Raw genomic sequence first — 20,112 nt, 5'->3', positions numbered from 1 at the left:
CCTGTTCCTGGTTCCTGAACTCCCTCATATTGGGAGAGTTTTTTTGTAACTGAAAGCTGCACTTGCGCTGTGGAGAGACTGCCGCAAGGGTTAGGGGCAACCGTTACAATGCTTGTATCCCGCTGCAGTGCAGTGTGGAGTCGGAAAGCTTTTCTCCCCAGGAGCATCGAACAGTGGACGCGCGGTACAACCCTCAGGCCATCGAAAGCAAGTGGCAGGCGCATTGGCGTGAAACCGGGCTGGATCGCACGCCGGAGCTGCAAGAGGGGATCCGCAAATTTTATGCCCTGTCGATGTTTCCCTATCCCAGCGGCAAGCTGCACATGGGGCATGTACGCAATTACTCGATTACAGATGTGATTGCCCGCCACAAGCGCATGCAGGGGTATGCGGTGTTGCACCCGATGGGGTGGGATGCCTTTGGCTTGCCCGCCGAGAATGCCGCCATTGACCGCGGGATCCCGCCCGCCAAGTGGACCTATGAAAATATCGCCCAGATGCGGGATCAGTTGCAGCGCTTGGGACTCTCCTACGACTGGGAGCGGGAGGTGGCCAGTTGTTCGCCGGACTACTACAAGTGGACGCAGTGGATCTTCTTGCAGTTTTTGGCGGCGGGGTTGGCCTACCAAAAAGAGGCGGCGGTGAACTGGGATCCCGTCGATCAAACTGTGCTGGCCAACGAGCAGGTGGATGCCGATGGCCGCTCCTGGCGCTCCGGTGCCCTGGTGGAAAAGCGGATGTTGAAGCAGTGGTTCCTCAAAATCACCGACTACGCCGATCAGCTTTTGGCGGATCTGGAGAAGCTCCCCGGCTGGCCGGAGCGGGTGCGCACCATGCAGGAGAACTGGATCGGCCAGTCCACCGGGGCCAAGGTGATCTTCAGAACGGAATCGGGGGATGAGCTGCCCGTTTTTACCACCCGACCCGATACCCTCTGGGGGGCCACCTTCATGGTGTTGTCGCCGGAGCATCCCTTGGTGGAGAGCCTCACCACCCCTGAGCAAGCGGAGGCTGTCAAAGCCTATCAAGTTCAAGCGGCGGCCCAAAGCGAGATCGACCGCACTGCTGAGGATCGAGAAAAAACGGGGGTCTGGACAGGATCCTACGCCATCAATCCGGTGAATGGCGACAAAATCCCCATCTGGATTGCCGACTATGTGCTGATGGGCTACGGCACCGGGGCAATTATGGCGGTGCCCGCCCACGACCAGCGGGATTTTGAGTTTGCCCGCAAATTTGGCATCCCGATCAAACTCGTGGTGCAGCCCCTCGATGGATCCCTCACATCCGCCGAGGATCTGACAGCAGCTTGGCCGGGGGAAGGGGTGATGATCCATTCCGGCCCTCTAGACGGGATCCCTGCCGGCAAAGGCCCCGGTCAAAGCGTAGAAAAAGCAATTGCTTGGTTAGAAAGCCAGGGGTTGGGGGAGAAGCAGATTAACTACCGTCTGCGGGATTGGTTGATCTCACGGCAACGCTACTGGGGATGCCCGATTCCCGTGATCCATTGTCCGGAGTGTGGCATTGTGCCGGTACCAGAAGCAGATCTGCCGGTGATCTTGCCGGAAGAGGTGGAGCTGAGGGGCCGTGGGGGATCCCCATTGGCTCAGATGGAGGATTGGGTTAAGGTGAGCTGCCCAATCTGTGGCGTGGAGGCCCGCCGCGAGACCGACACGATGGATACGTTTATTTGTTCGTCCTGGTATTTCCTCCGGTTTAGTGATGCTCGCAATGACCAAGCCATCTTCCGCAAAGATCAAGTCAATGGTTGGCTGCCGGTGGATCAATATGTGGGTGGCATTGAGCATGCCATTTTACATTTGCTTTACTCGCGCTTTTTCACCAAAGTTCTACGGGATCGGGGCTTGTTAGATTTTGACGAGCCCTTTTTGCGCTTGCTCACCCAGGGTATGGTGCAAGGGTTGACCTACTTCAATCCCAACAAATCTGGCAAAGACAGATGGATCCCGGCGGCTCTGGTGAAGGATCCCGACAATCCTGTGGATCCCGAAACTGGCGAGAAGCTAGAGGTCATCTACGCCACCATGTCCAAATCGAAGGGCAATGGGGTGGATCCCGAGGATGTGTTGGCCAACTACGGTGCCGATACGGCGCGGATGTTTATCCTCTTCAAAGCCCCTCCCGAGAAAGATCTGGAGTGGGATGATGCCGATGTAGAAGGGCAATTTCGCTTTCTCAATCGGGTCTGGCGGCAGGTACACGAGTTTGTGGAGCAGCCCAACTTTCGAGATCTACTCACAGCTGAGATTATCCCCACAGCCCTGAGCAAACCGGAAAAAGATCTGCGTCGGGCTGTCCATACTGCCATCAAAGAGATCAGCGAGGATATTGAAGAAGGCTACCAGTTCAACACCGCCATTTCTGAGCTGATGAAGCTGAGCAATGCCCTCAATGATGCAGCACTTGTGGACTCGCCAGTCTATGCCGACGGGATCCGCACTTTAATCTTGCTCATGGCGCCGTTTGCCCCCCATATTGCTGAGGAATTGTGGCATGAGTTAGGGGGGACTAACTCTGTACATAAACAAACCTGGCCTAGCTATGACCCGGCAGCTTTGATTGCCGATACTGTCACGATTGTGATCCAGGTGAATGGCAAGTTGCGTGGCTCCTTTGAGGCGCCATCAGAGGTGACCCAAGAGGAACAAGAACAGTTGGCTCTGACATCAGCAGCCGCCCAGAAATATCTAGAGGGATCCCTGCCCAAAAAAGTGATTGTGGTGCCCAAGAAATTGGTCAACTTTGTGGTTTAGCAACTCAGCAAGAGAGCACCCGCCTCAACCTACTACTGATTAAGGCAGATGCCGACTTCACACAGGCCCTTGAGCTAGACAAAAAACCTATCGGGCAAGGGATTGACCTGAATCTGCTGTATCAGATAACGCTGGAAAAGGCTGTAAAATCAACCGATCATCCGCTCAGATTTCGGCGGCAACAAGCTGCCATCAAACACCTGCTCCAGAGCGGGCTTAGTGGGTAAACCGAACCCATCCACGACTTGGGCGATAGAGGTTTCCATACGGGAAGGCACAACATCTCCCAAACCAATTTCCCGCACTTCATCAGTGACAAACAGGCGAGGCATCGCCAGGGTGAGGCGCAATTTCTCAATAGTGGTATCCAACACTTGACCTTGCTCCTTGAGCTTGTCGATTAGGGCAAACATATTGCCGTCGGTGTCGCGGATGGTATCTTGCCAACCCTTGACATACCCATTCAAGAAGCCTTTAAGTTCTTCGGGTTTCTCCTGCAATAATTCAGCACGAGTGATGACAGCATTTCCATACATTTCAAGGCCATAGTCGTTGTAGAAGAAGGGAGTAATATCATTTAAGTTGACACCACCCCGCACAATATTGGGCATGGCTGAGGTCATGAAGCCGCTGATGGCATCCACCCGACCTTGAATCAGGAAGGGTTCCCGCAGTTGCGGCTCCATGGTCAGCCAATCCACCGAGCCCGGATCAATGCCAACTTGTTTGGCAAACACCGGCCAGAGACGACGAGGGGCATCCCCTGCCGGTGCTCCTAGCTTCTTGCCAACGAGTTGGCTGGGTTCTGTAATACCTCTGCCTTCTAGCGTGTAGATGCCGAAGGGCGAGCGGTTGAAATGGACGTAAATGGCCACCAAAGGCACATCCGGGTTCTTGGCGTTGAACTCGATCATGGAGTAGGGATCCCCTTCTCCCAAATCGTATTGGCCCGCCGCGATCTTGGTGATGGAATCGGCGGAGCCAAAACCCCGCTCATAGGTCACCTCGACACCGTTATCGGCAAAGTAGCCCTTCAGGATGGCGGTGACGAGAGGAGTATCCATGGAGGAGGGCAGCCACGAGAGAGTGTACTTGAGTGGAGCTAGTCCCTGGGAAACGAGAAGAGGGCCTCGGCTCTGGGCTTTGGCTTGTAAGCCGTACCCTCCAGCAGCAACAAGGGAGGCAGCAGCAGCAGCAGATTGAATGAATTGGCGACGCGACGATTTTGTGATTGACATATCGGTAAGCTCCACAGTACCTAACTCAGGAGGAATCCGCAGCGAGAATGCGGCAAAAACTGAGGCAACAATTACAAACAGTAAACTTAGCAGGGTGGGGCCAGACTTTTGTATTTGAGGATACCTTTGCTGGGTGAAGAAACGATCCTGGGGCAGAGGGAAAGATTCAGAATGTAGGCCAGCTAAATGGAGGGATCCCGTTTGGGAGCGGAGAAATTCTCGAACCAGCCCTTACGCCAAAACCAAAAGATTTGCAGTCCACCGACGCAGACCATAATGGCCAGGCAGAGGGGGTAACCCCAGTAGGCATTGAGTTCCGGCATATTGAGTGGGGAGCGATCGGGGTTGAAGTTCATGCCATACACCCCAGCCACAAAGGTTAACGGAATAAAGATCGAGGAGACCACCGTTAAGAACTTCATCACCTCATTCATGCGATTGCTGATTGCCGAGAGATAGACATCCATCAAGCTAGATGTCAGTTCTCGGTAGGTTTCTACGATGTCGAGCACCTGGATACAGTGGTCATAACAATCTCGCAAATAGGTACGTACCTCGCGGCGAATTAAGGGATTACCATCTCGAATCAGGATATTGATGGCATCCCGGTGGGGCCAGATGGCGCGGCGCAAACTGAGCAGATCCCGCTTCAGGGTTTGGATTTTTTCCAGGGTGCGGCGGGTGGGAGATGTCATGACTTCCTCTTCTAAGGTCTCAATCCGTTCCCCAAATTCCTCTAAAATCGGGAAATAGCCGTCGATGATCATGTCCAGCAGGGCATAGACCAAATAATCAGCTCCCTGGCGGCGAATGGTGCCTTTTTGGGTACGGATGCGCTCTCGAATGGGCTCGAACACATCGAAGTCGGGGGTTTCTTGCAAGCTAAGCAGGTACTGTTCCCCCAATACAAAGCTGACCTGACTGTGAGTAAGGCTTTCGTCTGCTTCTGGATCCTTGTTCAACTGCACAAGCCGACAGATCAAAATCAAGTGCTCTTCGTACTCTTCTACTTTGGGTCGCTGCGGTACATTCACAACATCCTCAAGAGCCAGCGGGTGTAAACCAAAGACATGGCCGACCTGTTCCATCACCGTTTGGCTGCCCAGGCCGCGAATGTCGATCCAAGCAACCGAAGGAGACAGTAGATAGGGGCGGCATTCTTCTAAATGGGTGAGAGGGCGACATGTCGACCGTTCTGGAGTGTAGTCGATGAGCAGGATCTCTGGCAGAGGCGCATCTGGATCGATATTGAGGGTGCCGGGGGCCTCTCCCGGATCGTCATAGTAGTAATCCAGGTAAGATTCTTCCTCTTCCTCAGGAGCAGACAGGACGGGGACAATGGGGGCATGTTCGCGCATGGCAAGGGATCCCTGAATACATAGCCATTCCCTACTATCCGCTACCTGTTCCGCCTTGGATCCCCTGTTGTCGGGTGTCTTTTGTCATACTTAAGTTCAAGGCAACTGGGTTTAGGGATGAGCGAAAAACGGCTCGAACGGCTGGAAATGGCCATGGCGACAGATGGCATGGTGAGAATGGCCACATTGATTGCCGGTGCAACCATTAGCGTCATCGCCGGTATGATATTTTTTTCTGCTGCGAGAGGGATCCCGATAAGTCTTCCCGCTCAAGCTTGACCCTGAACTTTCAATTTTCCCTCTGTTATTTCAAATGGCACCCCAACCCCAGTCCACTTCTCTGATTCGGTTTCTCAGCGCCGCGGTATCTGAGGCCATTCAACGGGCGGCAGAAGCAGGCCAACTGGGATCCCTGGCTGCTGGGGCCTTGCAGCCCTTGGCTCCGAACCAGACTTCCCCAGTGGTTCCTGTCATTCAAATCCCCAACGATACCCGCTACGGCGACTATGCCTGCCCGACGGCCCTAGGGATGGCGAAGCTCTGCCGCATGGCCCCAGCCCAAATTGCCCGGACAATCGTCGCACACCTAGACTTACCCAATGTGGAAACCAGTGTGGCGGGGGCTGGGTTTATCAATTTTCGGCTCGGGGATCCCTTTTTGGCCGAACGCCTACAGGAGTTGCTGAGCTTGGGGGGTGATTTTGGCAAAACCACCGCACCTCAGCCAGAGCGTATTTTGCTAGAGTTTGTCTCCGCCAATCCGACAGGGCCTTTGCATGTGGGGCACGGGCGTTGGGCGGCTGTGGGTTCTACCGTGGCCAATCTGCTGCGCTGGACAGGGCATCAAGTGGATCGGGAGTTTTACATCAACGATGCCGGCAACCAAATGCAGATTTTGGGCAAGTCTTTGGCTGTACGAGTGAAGCAGCTACAGGGAGAAGAAATTCCCCTACCAGACGATGCCTATCGGGGATCCTATTTGGTGGATTTGGCCAAACGGCTCCTGGAACAAGTGCAAGCCGGGATCTGCCCCCTGCCCACCACCCTGGAGGAGTACACCAATTTTGCCTATAGGGAAATGCTCGCTTGGCAAAAAAACACCCTCCAGCAACTGCAAACGGAGTTTGAACAATGGTTTAGCGAGCGCCGCTTACACACCCCTGATCCCGAGACAGGCCTGAGTGCCATCCAGCAATCTTTGCAGGAATTACAGAAGCGCGGCTTCCTCTATAGAGCCAAAGCCCCGCGCGGTGAGGATCCCAAACCCAACGCTGAAGAAGCCATCTATTTCAAGACCCAAGAATTTGGTGACGACAAAGATCGGGTGGTACAAAAAGCCGATGGCTCAGTGACCTATTTGGCTGCCGATATTGCCTACCATCGAGATAAAGTGCGGCGTGGCTATCAGCGGCTGATCAACATTCTCGGCTCGGATCACCACGGCTATATCGGTCGGCTGAATGCAGCGGTGGGAGCTTTTAGTTTGGATGTCAAGTTAGAGATTTTAATCGGTCAATTTGTCAAATTATTTAAGACAGATCCAGAAACGGGCGAAAAAACCGAAGTGCGTATGTCCAAACGTACCGGCAATTTTGTCTCTTTAAATGATCTGATCGAGGATCCCGACATTGGGGTAGGAGCCGATGCCGCCCGCTGGTTTTTGCTCAGCAACAGCATGGATAGCCCGATCAATTTCGACTTGGATTTGGCCGTCAAACAAACCTTCGATAACCCGGTGGTGTATGTTCACTACAGCCATGCCCGCTGCTGTACCCTACTGCGGCGACTACAGGAAGAAGAAAAAGTAGAATTGATCCCGAATGTATCCATATCAGACAAGGGAGAGCTCCCCTACAAAGAGCCGGAAGAACGGGCCCTATTGCTGCACCTTTTGGCCTTGCCGGATGAGTTGATTGTCGCCGCCGAAGAACGCGCCCCCCACAAAATCATTCGCTACACGGAAGCAATTGCTGCTGATTTCAACAAGTTCTACGACAACTGCCGCATTTTGCCGCTCTTGCAGGAGGATCCCGTTTTGGCGCAGGCCCGCATTCAGTTGGTACAGGCCACGCGACAGGTATTGTTTAACTTGCTCACGGGCATTCTCGGGTTGAGCGCCCCCGAGTCGATGTAAGCATCGCGGATTTCAGGACGATCAAGCTTCGGCCAAACCCTCCATGGGACTGACCCATTGGGGGTCCTGTTCTCGATACTGAGGATGGGCTGAGCTGGAAGCTGAGCGCCACAGATGATCCAACTGGGCTGCCGGGATCGTGAGGTAGAGCACATCCTCTTCTTGCAAAGCTGTGATGAGCAATTCCCAGCCATGAACGCGGCCTGTGGCTCGTTCGATGTAAAGGGGCACCAGATCCACCGCTGCGGCAAGTTCTTTAATTTGTCGGCCAAAAAAGCTGTGGTTCCGGGTGATCAGTGTGCCCAAAGCCACCCAAAGCTGGTTGCCCACCAAGCCATTGCCCAAAATTTTGCCCCCCAAAGCCGCCGCCGCAAAGGTGGGAGCCACCAACTCCGCCGGGCTAAGGACCGCCTCGAACTCAAATACCTGCTGCACCTGCCGAGCAAAGTCCGGATCGTGAGTGCGTACCACCACGGGGATACGAGGTGCCAACCCCTTGGCTGCTAAAGCCACTTGCAAGTTCACGGTGTCGTTACTGGTGACGGCGATCAGGGCTTCTGCCTGTTGAATGTGGGCAGCCGTTAGGGTATCGGAGAGGCTGGCATCGGCGATCAATACCGGGATCCGCTGCTCCCGCGCACTGCTCAAGAAGCGGCACTCACTATCCCGCTCGATCACCACCGCCTCATAGCCGCTGGCCTGCAATTGGCTAGCAATGTTAATGCCGATCCCCCCCAACCCACAGATGATGTAGTGGCCTTTCTGAGGCGCCCGCGCCACATCCCACACCTGTCGCAAGCGGGATCCCAAAATGAAATCGTTGAGCAGGGCGTAGCAGATGCCGATGATACCTGCCCCCACCAACATCATCACAGCGGTGAAGAGTTTAATCCCGGCTGGAGCAGCTTCTGCCACTTCTTCTTTCCCCCCGGCCCCGGTGATCATGCCCACCGAGAAATACAGGGCATCCACAAACGGGGTCTCCAGGTTCACTGCCAAGTAAGTGCCGGTGGCCAGAAAAATGGTTAGCAACAGGGTCAGGGTTACCGCCAGAATGGGTTGGTCGTGGTGTTTCAGCCGTTGGATCCCTTTCCAGAGTTTGCGCAGGCGCTCTTGCCAGGGCCGACGACGATACACTTGGGCTGGCTTGTTGCCGATCAACAGGCGATCCCCTGGTTGCAGCACTCGCTCCTGGATCACTGCCGACACCAGATCGATCGGATCCCGTGCCGAAAGGTAGTAGATCAGCATGCGATTTTTGTCATCCCAAAACTCGTTCATGCGCCGTCCACACCAGGGATGGTCTGGGGTGATCACCTCTTCGTGGATCGGCCAGGTTTGGTCAAACAGTTGCAATTGCCCGATCGCTCGGCTGCCCAAGGCGGCAAAGGTGAAGATAGGGGCGGCCAACGCGGCGACGCTGAGGGTGAAGTGATCCGGCAAAATCCGATCCAGGTGCTCCCCCAAGTGGGTATCCAAAATGCGGTCGATAATGCGGATGCGGGGGTTCAACACCCGTGCCTGGGTGAGAATGGCCAAGTTTAGAGTGTGATCTGCCCCCGCTAGCACCAGCGTATGGGCCCGCTGAATACCGGCGGCAATCAAGGTTTCTGCCCGGCGCGGATCCCCGATCACAATGTTCTCGCCTTCTATGGGCATATCGCTAATGCCCCGCACCCGGGCTCCCTGTGCCCCCTGCTGTTGCAAAAGCCGAAAAATGTTCAAACCGGTGCGGCCCAATCCACACACAATGATCAAGGAATTCATAAGTCGATACGCTGCGAAACCACCCGTAGCCCAGTCTGCTTCTGCCATGCCATCTGTTCTCTCGTCCAGCCAATGTCATCTAGACAGATCCCAGGGATTATCTTCTCGGATGGGATGGATTCCTTCCGGTAGCAGGGATCACTATGCAACAAAGGTTTAAGGTGTTCTCCCTTTTTGACCGAAGAGCTAAAAAGATTTCTAGGTTGAATAACAACTTACAGTTGACAGGCTTGGCGACTCCGCTCCAGCTCCGGTTCGATCCAAGACAGCGCAAAATGGCTCACACAGGGTAGTTGGGGTAACCGACGGGCCAATTCTCCCATCTGCACCTCCAGGGCAGGGCGCTGGCGTTGGGGTTGCCCCCACAATCCGGCAATGGCTGGACAAATAAACGTTTCAGGAGAGGCTGCTGTTAAAACCTGCTCTACCTGCTGCACCACGCAAGTGACATCCTCACATTTGGCATAGGCCATTGGGTGCCACTCCATATTCGAATCAAAGCGATCCCAAGGTTGGAGACGGGAGTCAAATCCTTGTTGAGCTTCTCCTACCATTTGGTTTCCATCTGGAAAAAAGACTGCTCCAGTAGGGATCCCACGGGTTCGGGCCGGTTGAGCCGCCTGGTTCAAGTAGTCTAGTACCCCATGGCGGGCAAAGTCTGTGCTGAAGTCCCAAAGCTCCTTCTGCCAGCGTTCCTGTCGGGTTGCCGCGTCGGGGGTGGGGGTAGGAGAGGGGGTGGGATCCGCATCTTCAGGTTGGGCGTCCCTCTGCTCCAGTTCAGGCTCGGGATCCCCTGAGGGTTCTAAGTCTGGTTCTAAGTCTATTGAATTGGCTATTGCAGTTGAATCTGTCAAACCTGCTGATGCCTTTTCATCATGGGTACGCCAATCCAACAATTCCGGCAATTCTGAAGAAGATAGTGCCAACTCCAGCTCAGGGATCCCTTCCAAGCCAAGCTTTGGATCCCCTGGCCAGCGCCACCGGGGCTCTTCTCCATAGAGGGCATCCAACTGCAGAACATCTGTTACGGTCACATAACCCTGAGCCAAATAGCGCTCCAACAAAGCTCGACCCGCCAGATTTTCTGCCAAATCCAGGTAGGCTTGCCGAGCCGCCTCCCCATGAATCCACAAATCCTTGACGGTAGCCGCCACGCTGGAGCCTCCTGATCCGCGCGGATAGCGAATGTAGTCGAAGAGGATCCCGTCCGGTTGTCGTTGCAATAAGCGCCCAATTAACTCAGCAAAATCCTGCCGAGCCAGGGGATGAAAAGGATCCACGAACACCTCATCCGGGCTACCCAAATCATTCAAATGGGCTGTGGCGGGATCCAGCACGGTGGTAATGCCACGACCATTGCGAGCCAGCACTACTTGTCGATCCGCACGTTGCCCGTAGCTGTAGCCAAAATTGAGAGAGAACACCCAAGCGTAGGCGGATAATCCCCGTCGTCGTGCCGCTGTTAGGGCCAAATCCAATAGGTCGGCATTGGGCTGAATGCTGGGCCAAACCCCACTGGCGCCATCCGGCAAGATGGAACGGCCATCGTAAAAGGTCTCAATAAAAACACGATTGTAGCCCAAGTTTACCACTTGGTCAAACACCTGATCCAACACGCCCGCATTGGCATCACAAGGATGAAAGCGCAGCCAAATGGCTTGGATCTGTGGCCAACGTTGGCTTCGGCAGGCGATCAAGGCGGCGCGATGGTCTGCCAAAATTTGCGTGTAATCCGCCCAGGCGCGGTCAGATTGGTTGGCCTGTTGGCGCAGTTGAGCTTTGCGAGCCACCTCTGCGGGAGATTGCTGGCAAAAAGCGTTGAGGCTAGCCGTCGCCAGGGATCCCGTTTGTTCCTGTGGAATGACTGGAGGGCTCTCTCTAGGCAGAGAACCGGAGTCCTGAAAGAGGGAATGGCCCGGCCCGAACAACTGAGCTTGAGCCGCGCACCCCAGCAGCAACAGCACCCCACCCAACAGCACCCCCATCCAGCGGATCCCTTGTTTTTTCCGCAGACCCAATACCCTCAGCCTCCACCGAGAATGGCTCCAATCATAATCAGGGGGCAGGGAGTTTGTCTGTAGGTACGGGCGCAAAACTCAAAATATCGGCCAGCATCCGATTAGCCTATTCAATAAAGCTCAAAAGCTCCTTCCAAATATTCAACCAAAGCGTAGTCGGTTCCCTCTTTAGAGGCCCGACTTTCCACTAAAGCAACATCAAAGCGGCAGGGCAACTCAGACAGATGCGGATGTTGGCTCAAAAACGCTTGGGCAGCTCGGATCAGTCGCTGCTGCTTCGGGATCCCGACTGCCAAAAGCCCGGTCTGATCCCAGCTACCGGGGCTGCGGGTCTTCACCTCGACAAAAGCAAGCACCCCTGACCGACAAGCCACCAAATCCAACTCGCCCCAACGACAGCGCCACTGCTGAGCCAGGATCCGCCAACCCTGTTGACCCAGGTACTGCCGCACCCAGTTTTCTCCGGCATCCCCTGTATTCTGAAGGGAGGTTTGTCTGGGCAAGGGATCCACACCATCACCCCCGCAAGAGTCCAGATTTCCAGATTTAATGGGCGGAACCGTTACCGTGGTACTTATCGGTGTTGTAAAAGCCGTTGCGGGTGCCGAAGTAAAAGGTTGCCAGAGAAAGGACAATGGCAATTCCCACCACAATCAACTTTGCATCCATGCAGTTTCCTCCTGAACCCTGACCATGATAGCCTGCCTCCTGCCTGGGTGATTTGGAGTGAACCGTGAGTTTGAATCCAATTCAGTTAGCAGTGAATGGTACCCTAATGCGGGGCCTGGCCTTAAATGGGAACCTGACCCAAATTGGCGGAACATTTTTGCGAGAAGCCCAAACAGCTCCTTGTTACCGGCTTTGGTCTATTCGGGATATTCATCCAGGCATGATCAGGACGAGCCAAGGGGGATCCGCCATTGCCTTGGAAATTTGGGAAATTCCTGCCCTCGGATTAAGTCAGCTTCTTCTGCAAGAGCCACCTGGTTTATCGGTAGGACGCATTCTGTTGTCAGACCAAACAGAAGTTTTAGGGATCCTGGCAGAGCCCTATCTGTGCGAAGGGCAAACAGAAATTACGGCTTGGGGGGGCTGGCGGGCCTACATAGAAAGCCTGACAAAAAATTCAAAAAGTTAGTGTGTTTCAGCGGCTGGGGATCCCTGCTACAGGCGAATCTAAAAAAGGATTCTGAAATAAGGATCTACACTAATTTCTTACGCAAAAAGCTACTCAAAGTATCTACCACAATGACAAAGGCGACAATCACCAACAAAATGGTAGAAATTTCCTCCCAGCGGCGGAACTGAATACGCTGCACCAGCAATACCCCTACGCCGCCTGCTCCCACCAAACCCAAGGTGGCCGAAGAGCGTAAGTTCACCTCAAAACGATACAGCACCGTCGAGAGAAACTCGGGCAAAACCTGCGGGATCACCGCATAGCGAAAAACATGTAAAGGAGAAGCTCCCGTTGCCAACAAAGCCTCGCTCGGCCCTGGATCAATCCCTTCGATAATATCGGCAAATACCTTACCCAAAAAGCCAATCGAGTTAATGCCTACCGCCATGATCCCTGCCAACTGCCCTGGCCCGAAAGAAGAGACAAAAATAATGCCCAGCAGCAACTCTGGGAAGGTGCGGATCGCGGCCAGAAAGGCTTTGCCTGGAATTGCCAAACGCCCGGATCCCAGTAAGTTAGAGGCAGCCAGAAACGAGAGCGGAAAGGAGAGAATACCCCCAATGGTGGTACCGACTACGGCCATGTTAAAAGACTCAAACATCCGCTGCACTGCCAAGTTGAAAACCGCCCCCGAGGGCCGACTAAAACCCCGCAGCAAAGGTGTTAAGTTACGCTGCAAACCACTGGCGACTCGGTTCCAATCCACGGATATGTTGAGCAGACACAGGGCCATCAACAGCAACACCGTCAGTAAGATCATCCACAGCACTCGGCGGGCCCAACGCACCTGCGCGGGTGGCTCTGGGATCCGGATTTCATCCAGAGAGATTTCCATGGGGGAGTTGAAAATGCTTCCAGGCGATCATAAATCAAGATGCTGACCGATCTGAAGTTCGAGTTTCGCCCCTATCGACGCCCCTTTCGGCAACCCTTACGAACCCATCACGGTTTGTGGTTGATCCGAGAAGGGATCCTGATTCGCCTCACGGATATAGGCACAGGCATCCACCGTTACGGAGAAATTGCCCCTATCCCCTGGTTTGGCAGCGAAACCCTGGAGCAAGCCCTGCAGTTTTGTCAGCAGTTGCCCCGCCAGATTTCAAAAGCTTACCTGTTCGGGATCCCAGAGGAGTTGCCCGCCTGTCAGTTCGGGTTTGAATCTGCCGGGTTGGCTTTACAGGATCCCGATGGGTTCAACAGAGATCTCTCGGGTTTAGCCTTCTGTGGGCTACTTCCTGCCGGAGAGGCCGCCTTAACCCAAGCGGGATCCCTTTATGAACAGGGGTATCGGGTGTTGAAGTGGAAAGTTGGCGTCCGGGAGCGGCAACAGGAATGGCAAGTGTTAACAGACCTGATCAAGCATTTGCCCCAGGACTGTCACCTACGCCTAGATGCCAATGGGGGTCTGACCGGGTTAGAGGCCCATGAGTGGTTGGCCCTTTGTGATCAAGTGAATCACCACAGCCCCGGACGAATTGAGTTTCTCGAACAACCTCTATCTCCCAATCACTCCACAGAACTCGTTCACCTCAGCCAGCAGTACCAAACCCCGATTGCACTGGATGAATCAGTGGCTCAGTTGAGTCAATTGAAGCGGCTCCATCAGTCGGGTTGGGTGGGGATCCTGGTGGTGAAGCCGGCCCTACTCGGATCCTGTTTGGCTTTACAAGACTACCGGGATCAGCATCCTGAACTGGATCTGGTCTTCTCTTCGGCCTTAGAAACCCCGATTGGCGCTTGGCACGGCATAGCTTGGGCCGGATCCCTACAACCCAAAACTGCTTGCCCAAGAGCTCTGGGTTGGGGGGTGGGTAGCTTTTTCCCAACATGGGATCCCTTAACCCTGCTTAGGGCTTCAGCGGAAGAGCGAGAAACCTTGCTGCAGGAGGTTTGGGATTTCTATGGCTAACCCTTCCTCCGGAGAAGATCAGGGATCCCATTTTTACCGATGATGCAGAGAAGACTCCACTACCAGGGTGGCGCTCACCCATTCCCCCCGCTCTCCGTAGGAGCGGATGACACGCTGTCGCTGTCCTCTGGCCCACAGCCAGCCTACTTCTACTAAAAAAGGGCGACGGAAGGAGATCTGCAACGGCGTCAGGCTGGAGGTGCCATCGGGTAGCAAGAGCAACTGCTTGGGCAGGTCTGTGTCCTGGAAGTGTAGGCAGCACCCGTCGATAACCGCTGTACTTTGCAGCTTTTGTCCTGCCCAGGCATTGTGGTAGAAAAGCTGGTTACCCTCCTGTTGGATGCACAGGTGGGTTGTCACTTCCGTGGAAGGTCGCCCATCGGCATACACAGTGTAGGCGGTGCCCTGCCATTCTCCTAACAACTGCTCCACCGTCAGCGGCGGCTGCTCTTGGGCATCAGTGCCAGCGCGGAACTCCCGAATCAGCGTCATGGACTGCAAGCGCTGGTCTTTGTCATAGAGCTGAACAAACCGCAGGCGGCGATTGCCCTGTACAAAACCATACTCTGCCCCAAACTCGGCAAAAGGAGCTACCTGCAGGGATCCCTTAGAAAAAGTCCCGTTGGGAAAAAAGACATTCAGGTGGCCAATGCTGCTGTATTCCTGCTCCAGTTGGCTGGTGGGGGGGTAATCCAGTCCTTGGCCAAACCGCCGCAGCTGAAAGCGCACCCGCTGGCCCCCTTCTACATCTTCCAGCGCCAGGATAGAGGGCACAGAAGGGCCTAGCTCGCCTGCAGGCGTGACGCTGGTGAAGGATCCATGCCACTCCCCTAGGTTTTTGCGGAAGTTGTCCCAGTTGCTACTCATGGCCTATTGCCTAACCTATGCCTATCTAATATGCCTATCTAAAATGCCTCGATTCCGGATCCCTAGCCATGGGAACCCAACGGATCCACAAATCACGCCACTCAAAATTCTACACACGAGGATCCCGCACACGACCGGCAAACGGAAGCACTCCAGTCCCTATGAGTATTTCAAATGGGAATGTCAAATCAGGACAGCTTCTTTGGCGGTCTCTTGCCGCAGATAAGCGTGGATAAAGTGCATCAACTCGCTTGGCTCTCCTGCCATAAAGGCATCAACGTTGTAAGTCTCGGCGTTGGTACGGTGATCCTTAATCAGTTTATAAGGATCAAATGTGTAGGTGCGAATGCGCCCTCCAAACCCCTGGGTTACCATGCCACCGCGAATTTCCGCCAGCTTTTGTCGCCGTTTTTCTTCCTCAAGTTCGATCAATTTCGCCTTCAAAATTTGCATGGCCCGTTCTTTGTTTTGCAGTTGGGAGCGTTCTTCGGTACAGCGCACCGCAAGGCCAGTTGGTTTGTGGATCACCCGGACTGCTGTTTCCACTTTGTTGACGTTTTGGCCGCCCGCCCCACCGGAACGGGACGTTTCAAACTCCAGCTCATCCATTTTCAGCTCGTACTCGTCTTCCGCCTCCAGAATCGGCATCACCTCTACCCCGGCAAAACTGGTCTGCCGTTTGCCATTAGCATTAAAAGGGCTGATCCGCTCCATGCGGTGGTTGCCCTTTTCGGCAGAGAGATAGCCATAGGCATAGGGGCCTTCGATCAACAGGGTGGCCGACTTGATCCCGGCCTCAGCCCCTTCTGAATATTCCGACAGGCTGACCTTGTAACCCTGGTTCTCTCCCCAGCGGCTATACATTTTCAGCAGCATCTCGGCCCAGTCCTGAGCATCGGTTCCCCCCGCGCCCGCTGTGATGGTGAGGATGGCACCATTCTTGTCATAGGGGCCGGAGAGCAGCTGTTGCAGCTCCCATTGACTCAGCTCCTGCTCCACCATCGCCAGGGATCCGTCGGTTTCGGCCAACAGATCTGGATCAACTTCCTCTTGCAGCAGTTCTAGGGCGCTTTCGGCATCTTCGAGGCGGTCTTTCCAGCGGTGCACCTGATCCCAAGAGGCTTTCAGGCTATTCAGTTGTTGCATTTGACGGCGAGCGGCTTCGGCATCATTCCAAAATTCCGGTTGCGAAGCCTCCTGCTCCATGATGGCGATTTGCTGCTCTAGGTTGGGCAGGTCAAAGATAGTCCTGAGCATTGCCCAGGCGTAAGGTGAGCGATTCCAGAGTCCGTCTCAAGTCGGCCAGTTCCATAGGGTTCTTAACAGTATCTGTAGTGTCTGCGCTTGGGATCCCATCCTAACCTCTCCCACGGCATCAACGACCCTATGGGCCGACCCTAGAGTGGATTTGAGCAAGGGGTTTTGCCCAAAGGCCCCTATCACGGCTCCATGTGGGGGGAGATCATCCAAGCTAGGGATCCCGTTTTTGGAGCCAGCCATGCTGAAACCCCTCTCACTACTCTCTGGTCTGATCTTGGCGGGTGGCATCACCGCTTTGGCCCTCACCAACCCCACCCTAGAAGAGTACGGGGCCTATGCTGGTGAATCATTGGCCGCTTATGCCACGCAGGAGTATTGTGCTCAGATCCCCGCTTTTTTGAACAGCTTGGTCGGGGAATGCCAGGCCCTAGTCCAGGAATTGCAGCCAGAACTCGAAGCCCTGTTTATTCGCCAAACCTGCCGCCAAAACTTCTTCTTGTTCAGCCTCTACACCACAGATTTATCTTTGCTCTATTTCGGCCCCCTAGAGGGATCCCTGCCCACCTATCACTTTGCCACCCTTGCTGGGGCAGGACAGTTTTATACCTACGAAATTCGAGAAACTCCCTAAGCTGACACAATAGAAACTTTCCAGAAAATCCTTTACTCACCTTTTTCTCATGAGGGTCATTTTCCTACAGGCCCAAGTCCGATAATCCAGGGTGATCCTCTGGTCGCTGACCCAACGGCCAATGGTATTTCCGTTCTGCATCTGAAATGGGCAAATCGTTGATACTGGCGATGCGGCGTTTCATCAGCCCCTGCTCGTTAAACTCCCAATTTTCGTTGCCGTAGGAGCGAAACCAATAGCCAGAATCATCATGCCACTCATAGGCAAAGCGGACTGCAATGCGGTTATCTGTGATGGCCCAAAGCTCTTTGATCAAGCGATACTCGAGTTCTTTATTCCACTTGCGGGTTAGGAATTGAATGATCTGTTCCCGTCCCCTGATGAATTCAGATCGATTTCTCCACAGACTATCGACTGTATAGGCTAAAGCAACTTTGTAGGGATCCCGATTATTCCAGACATCCTCTGCCATGCGCACTTTGAGAGCTGCAGTTTCCAGGTTAAAGGGAGGAAAAGGAGGCTTTGACTCAGGTTGTGGATTCATAGCACAAGGAAAAAGATAAGGAGAAAAGGCTGAGCATAGAAATCTCTACCTCAGCCGCTGGTCTTTTTTAGGTCATCCAAAACTCTATCAGGCGTTACCCCGACACGTTATAGCGCTCTACCATTTCTTGTAGGGCAAGAACTTGCCAGACATGATCACCTTGACGCGATCTCCTTTGGGATCCTCTTCCTTTTCCACATCGAGAGTAAAGTCAATTGCGCTCATAATGCCATCGCCAAACTTCTCGTGGATGATGGTTTTAATCGGCATACCATACACCTGCATGATCTCGTAAAAGCGGTAGATCAAAGGATCCGTCGGCACCACTGGCCCCAAGCCTTTCACCGGACATTCGGTTAATTGTTTGGCTACCGCAGCATCCAACCCTAGAATGTCTGTGAGCTTGCTGGCTTCTTCGGCAGAGGCACTGGCCTGGCGATAAAAGACCGCCGCGATCCACACTTCATCCCGCCCTATTTTCTGTTCCAAATCAGCAAAGGTTAAACCTTTCTCGGCCTTGGCTGCCAAGAGCTTTTCAGTAATTTCGGGAATGGCTGTGCTCATCACAAACTCCTAAATGGTAACTAAACAAACAACTGTGCAACTGACGCAACCTGGCCTGAGCTTTCAAACCCGGATTCGTGATTCCTCAACCGCGCGGGTTTCTTGGGAGAGGTGACGTTCCATCGCCGCCTTCAGATCGTGGTAGCCCGGCTGTTGATCCAAACTGTCTCGGTGACGCGGACGGGCAAAGGGCACATCCAAAATCTGGGCAATGCGGGCACCCGGCCCACGGGTCATCATCACAATTCGATCCGACAGCAACAGGGCCTCCTCAATACTGTGGGTGATCAAGATGACCGTCTTCCGTTGCGATTCCCAGATCCGCTCAATCTCATCCTGAAGAAAACCACGGGTCAGGGCGTCCAAAGCTCCGAAGGGCTCATCCATTAAGAGAATTTGCGGATTGATCGCCAGAGCACGGGCAATACCCACCCGCTGTTTCATCCCCCCTGACAGCTCATGGGGATGTTTCTTCTCTGCCCCCCGCAACCCCACTAAGTCAATGAAGGATTGCACCACCTGCTTCTGCTGGGGCAAGGGCATGGTGGGATGAACGGTCTCCACCGCAAAACGGATATTTTCCGCCACTGTCATCCAGGGCATCAGGGCGTAGTTTTGAAAGACAATGCCGCGATCGGGGCCAGGGCGATGCACTTCCTGTCCGTCGATCAGCACCTGGCCCGTGGAAGGTTGCGATAGCCCCGCGATGATATTCAGCAACGTGGATTTGCCGCAGCCAGAGGGGCCGATGATCGAGACAAAGGTGTTGGCCTCCACCACCAAATCAATGGGGGAAAGCGCCGCATAATCCACCGAAGCCCGACCGAGCATTCGATCCATTAGGCCACGGCGACCCGAGTAGATCTTGGTCACTTGGCGCAGTTGCAGTTGCGGGATCCGCTCCGAGCCGACGGAACCGGAGGAATAGGCAGGGGAAGTAACCATCATGATCTCAGCCCAAACGCGACCCATTGCTGCAACAATCCAAACAACCGATCCAGCAACAGCCCCACCATGCCGATGACGACAATCGCAGTGATGATGCTGGTGATCTGCAAGTTATTCCATTCATTCCAGATGAAATAGCCCAAACCTGTGCCCCCCACCAAAATCTCCGCAGCCACAATCACCAACCAGGCAATACCGATGCTGATGCGCAATCCGGCCACGATGTTCGGCGCAGCGGCAGGCAAAATCACCCTGAAGATGGTGCGCCACCGGGAAGCCCCCAGAGAACGGGCCACATTCAAGTAGGCTTGGTCCACATTGCTCACCCCAAATTTGGTGTTGATCAGGGTGGGCCAAATGCTGGTGATAGCGATGACAAATAGGGCGGTATTTTCCGAACTTTTCAGGATCCCCAAACCCAATGGTAGCCAGGCCAAGGGCGAGACCGGTTTGAGCAGTTGAATGTAGGGATCCATCGCCCGCGAGGTGACTTCTGAAAGGCCCACCAGTACCCCCAGAGGGATGGCGATCAAAGAGCCGATCGTGAACCCAATCGCCACCCGCCGCAAGCTGACCAACAGGTGCCAGCCGATGCCTTTGTCATTGGGGCCGTAATCGTAGAAGGGATCCGAAATCCACCCCCAAATGGCTACCAAGGTTTTGCTAGCAGGCGGCATCAGCTGCGAGAACACCCCAAAGCGCGCTCCTGCTTCCCAAACCCCCAAGATCAAGAGCAGAGAAATCAAAAAGAGCGCAAAAGCCTGTTGATTGACACCGGGCAAAACCGAGCGGATCCATCGCCTTGGCGAAGCGGAAGAAGCAGCCATAACACCCCTGATGAGACAAACTTGAAGATAATCTTAAGAAGCGGGATCCCCGACAAACCGTTCAACTCGAACAGACGGGATCCCTCTCCTCTG

At 54.3% G+C, this 20,112-nt stretch carries 19 protein-coding genes; 6 read left to right on the top strand and 13 right to left on the bottom strand.

From position 1 onward, the window contains the following. The first annotated feature begins 122 nt into the window (after nt 1-122). Nucleotides 123-2,774 (top strand): leucine--tRNA ligase, encoded by a 2,652-nt coding sequence (leuS, locus tag L1047_RS11875; protein WP_268836682.1) that lies wholly within the window; start codon nt 123-125, stop codon nt 2,772-2,774. 149 nt (nt 2,775-2,923) lie between these two features. On the opposite strand, the gene L1047_RS11870 is transcribed toward leuS, so the two are convergent. Together L1047_RS11870 and corA are read right to left on the bottom strand one after the other, a co-directional pair. Further along, complete coding sequence (locus L1047_RS11870) at nt 2,924-4,012, bottom strand: ABC transporter substrate-binding protein (RefSeq protein WP_235279185.1); 1,089 nt, start codon at nt 4,010-4,012, stop codon at nt 2,924-2,926. A gap of 182 nt (nt 4,013-4,194) precedes the next feature. Continuing rightward, nucleotides 4,195-5,370: a magnesium/cobalt transporter CorA gene (corA, locus tag L1047_RS11865; protein WP_235279184.1), complete on the bottom strand. Its 1,176-nt coding sequence runs from the start codon at nt 5,368-5,370 to the stop codon at nt 4,195-4,197. A gap of 117 nt (nt 5,371-5,487) precedes the next feature. Between corA and L1047_RS11860 the strand changes: the two genes are divergently transcribed. After that, complete coding sequence (locus L1047_RS11860; protein ID WP_235279183.1) at nt 5,488-5,649, top strand: hypothetical protein; 162 nt, start codon at nt 5,488-5,490, stop codon at nt 5,647-5,649. 34 nt (nt 5,650-5,683) lie between these two features. After that, nucleotides 5,684-7,504 (top strand): arginine--tRNA ligase, encoded by a 1,821-nt coding sequence (gene argS, locus L1047_RS11855; protein ID WP_235279182.1) that lies wholly within the window; start codon nt 5,684-5,686, stop codon nt 7,502-7,504. 21 nt (nt 7,505-7,525) lie between these two features. On the opposite strand, the gene L1047_RS11850 is transcribed toward argS, so the two are convergent. The 4 genes from L1047_RS11850 to L1047_RS16535 form a co-directional block, all read right to left on the bottom strand. Next, on the bottom strand, nt 7,526-9,271 hold the full coding sequence (locus L1047_RS11850) for a potassium channel family protein (protein WP_235279181.1): 1,746 nt from the start codon (nt 9,269-9,271) through the stop codon (nt 7,526-7,528). 215 nt (nt 9,272-9,486) lie between these two features. Continuing rightward, complete coding sequence (locus tag L1047_RS11845) at nt 9,487-11,289, bottom strand: hypothetical protein (protein ID WP_235279180.1); 1,803 nt, start codon at nt 11,287-11,289, stop codon at nt 9,487-9,489. Nucleotides 11,290-11,399: 110 nt separating this feature from the next. Then, nucleotides 11,400-11,801, bottom strand: coding sequence for a YraN family protein (locus tag L1047_RS11840; protein ID WP_235279179.1), 402 nt, complete (start codon nt 11,799-11,801; stop codon nt 11,400-11,402). A 34-nt stretch (nt 11,802-11,835) separates the two neighbouring features. Next, nucleotides 11,836-11,958 (bottom strand): hypothetical protein, encoded by a 123-nt coding sequence (locus tag L1047_RS16535; RefSeq protein WP_268836590.1) that lies wholly within the window; start codon nt 11,956-11,958, stop codon nt 11,836-11,838. A gap of 64 nt (nt 11,959-12,022) precedes the next feature. Here L1047_RS16535 and L1047_RS11835 point away from each other — a divergent pair, with 64 nt between their 5' ends. Continuing rightward, a complete protein-coding gene (locus L1047_RS11835; protein ID WP_235279178.1) occupies nt 12,023-12,427 on the top strand; it encodes an allophanate hydrolase-related protein in 405 nt (134 codons plus the stop codon). Between the two features lie 64 nt (nt 12,428-12,491). On the opposite strand, the gene phnE is transcribed toward L1047_RS11835, so the two are convergent. Beyond that, on the bottom strand, nt 12,492-13,304 hold the full coding sequence (gene phnE / locus L1047_RS11830; protein WP_235279177.1) for a phosphonate ABC transporter, permease protein PhnE: 813 nt from the start codon (nt 13,302-13,304) through the stop codon (nt 12,492-12,494). Nucleotides 13,305-13,343: 39 nt separating this feature from the next. On the opposite strand from phnE, the gene L1047_RS11825 reads away from it, so the two are divergent. Beyond that, nucleotides 13,344-14,378, top strand: coding sequence for an o-succinylbenzoate synthase (locus L1047_RS11825; RefSeq protein WP_235279176.1), 1,035 nt, complete (start codon nt 13,344-13,346; stop codon nt 14,376-14,378). Nucleotides 14,379-14,411: 33 nt separating this feature from the next. On the opposite strand, the gene L1047_RS11820 is transcribed toward L1047_RS11825, so the two are convergent. Further along, nucleotides 14,412-15,245 (bottom strand): DUF3598 family protein, encoded by an 834-nt coding sequence (locus tag L1047_RS11820; protein ID WP_235279175.1) that lies wholly within the window; start codon nt 15,243-15,245, stop codon nt 14,412-14,414. Between the two features lie 183 nt (nt 15,246-15,428). Continuing rightward, a protein-coding gene (gene prfB / locus L1047_RS11815; protein ID WP_235279174.1) for a peptide chain release factor 2 occupies nt 15,429-16,557 on the bottom strand; the annotation gives its coding sequence in 2 pieces (ribosomal slippage) (nt 15,429-16,484 and nt 16,486-16,557; 1,128 coding nt in all). A gap of 186 nt (nt 16,558-16,743) precedes the next feature. Between prfB and L1047_RS11810 the strand changes: the two genes are divergently transcribed. Then, nucleotides 16,744-17,136 carry a DUF4359 domain-containing protein gene (locus tag L1047_RS11810; protein WP_235279173.1) on the top strand — a complete coding sequence of 131 codons (393 nt, stop codon included), beginning with the start codon at nt 16,744-16,746 and terminating at the stop codon, nt 17,134-17,136. A 64-nt stretch (nt 17,137-17,200) separates the two neighbouring features. Here L1047_RS11810 and L1047_RS11805 read toward each other — a convergent pair whose 3' ends face one another. From L1047_RS11805 to ntrB, 4 genes are all read right to left on the bottom strand, one after another. After that, nucleotides 17,201-17,680, bottom strand: a complete 480-nt coding sequence (locus L1047_RS11805; RefSeq protein WP_235279172.1) for a nuclear transport factor 2 family protein — start codon at nt 17,678-17,680, stop codon at nt 17,201-17,203. A gap of 117 nt (nt 17,681-17,797) precedes the next feature. Continuing rightward, nucleotides 17,798-18,244 (bottom strand): cyanase, encoded by a 447-nt coding sequence (gene cynS / locus L1047_RS11800; RefSeq protein ID WP_235279171.1) that lies wholly within the window; start codon nt 18,242-18,244, stop codon nt 17,798-17,800. A gap of 63 nt (nt 18,245-18,307) precedes the next feature. Next, on the bottom strand, nt 18,308-19,192 hold the full coding sequence (locus L1047_RS11795) for an ABC transporter ATP-binding protein (RefSeq protein WP_235279170.1): 885 nt from the start codon (nt 19,190-19,192) through the stop codon (nt 18,308-18,310). Next, the gene (ntrB, locus tag L1047_RS11790; RefSeq protein WP_235279169.1) at nt 19,189-20,019 is read right to left on the bottom strand and encodes a nitrate ABC transporter permease; all 831 of its coding nucleotides are present in this window, start codon (nt 20,017-20,019) and stop codon (nt 19,189-19,191) included. Before ntrB ends, L1047_RS11795 begins: the two co-directional genes overlap by 4 nt. Nucleotides 20,020-20,112 lie beyond the last annotated feature (93 nt).

Origin of the sequence: Synechococcus sp. Nb3U1 (genome assembly GCF_021533835.1) — a bacterium.
Lineage (GTDB): Bacteria > Cyanobacteriota > Cyanobacteriia > Thermostichales > Thermostichaceae > Thermostichus.
The sequence above is the reverse complement of the archived record's forward strand: the minus strand, read 5'-3'. Positions and strand labels throughout refer to the sequence as shown.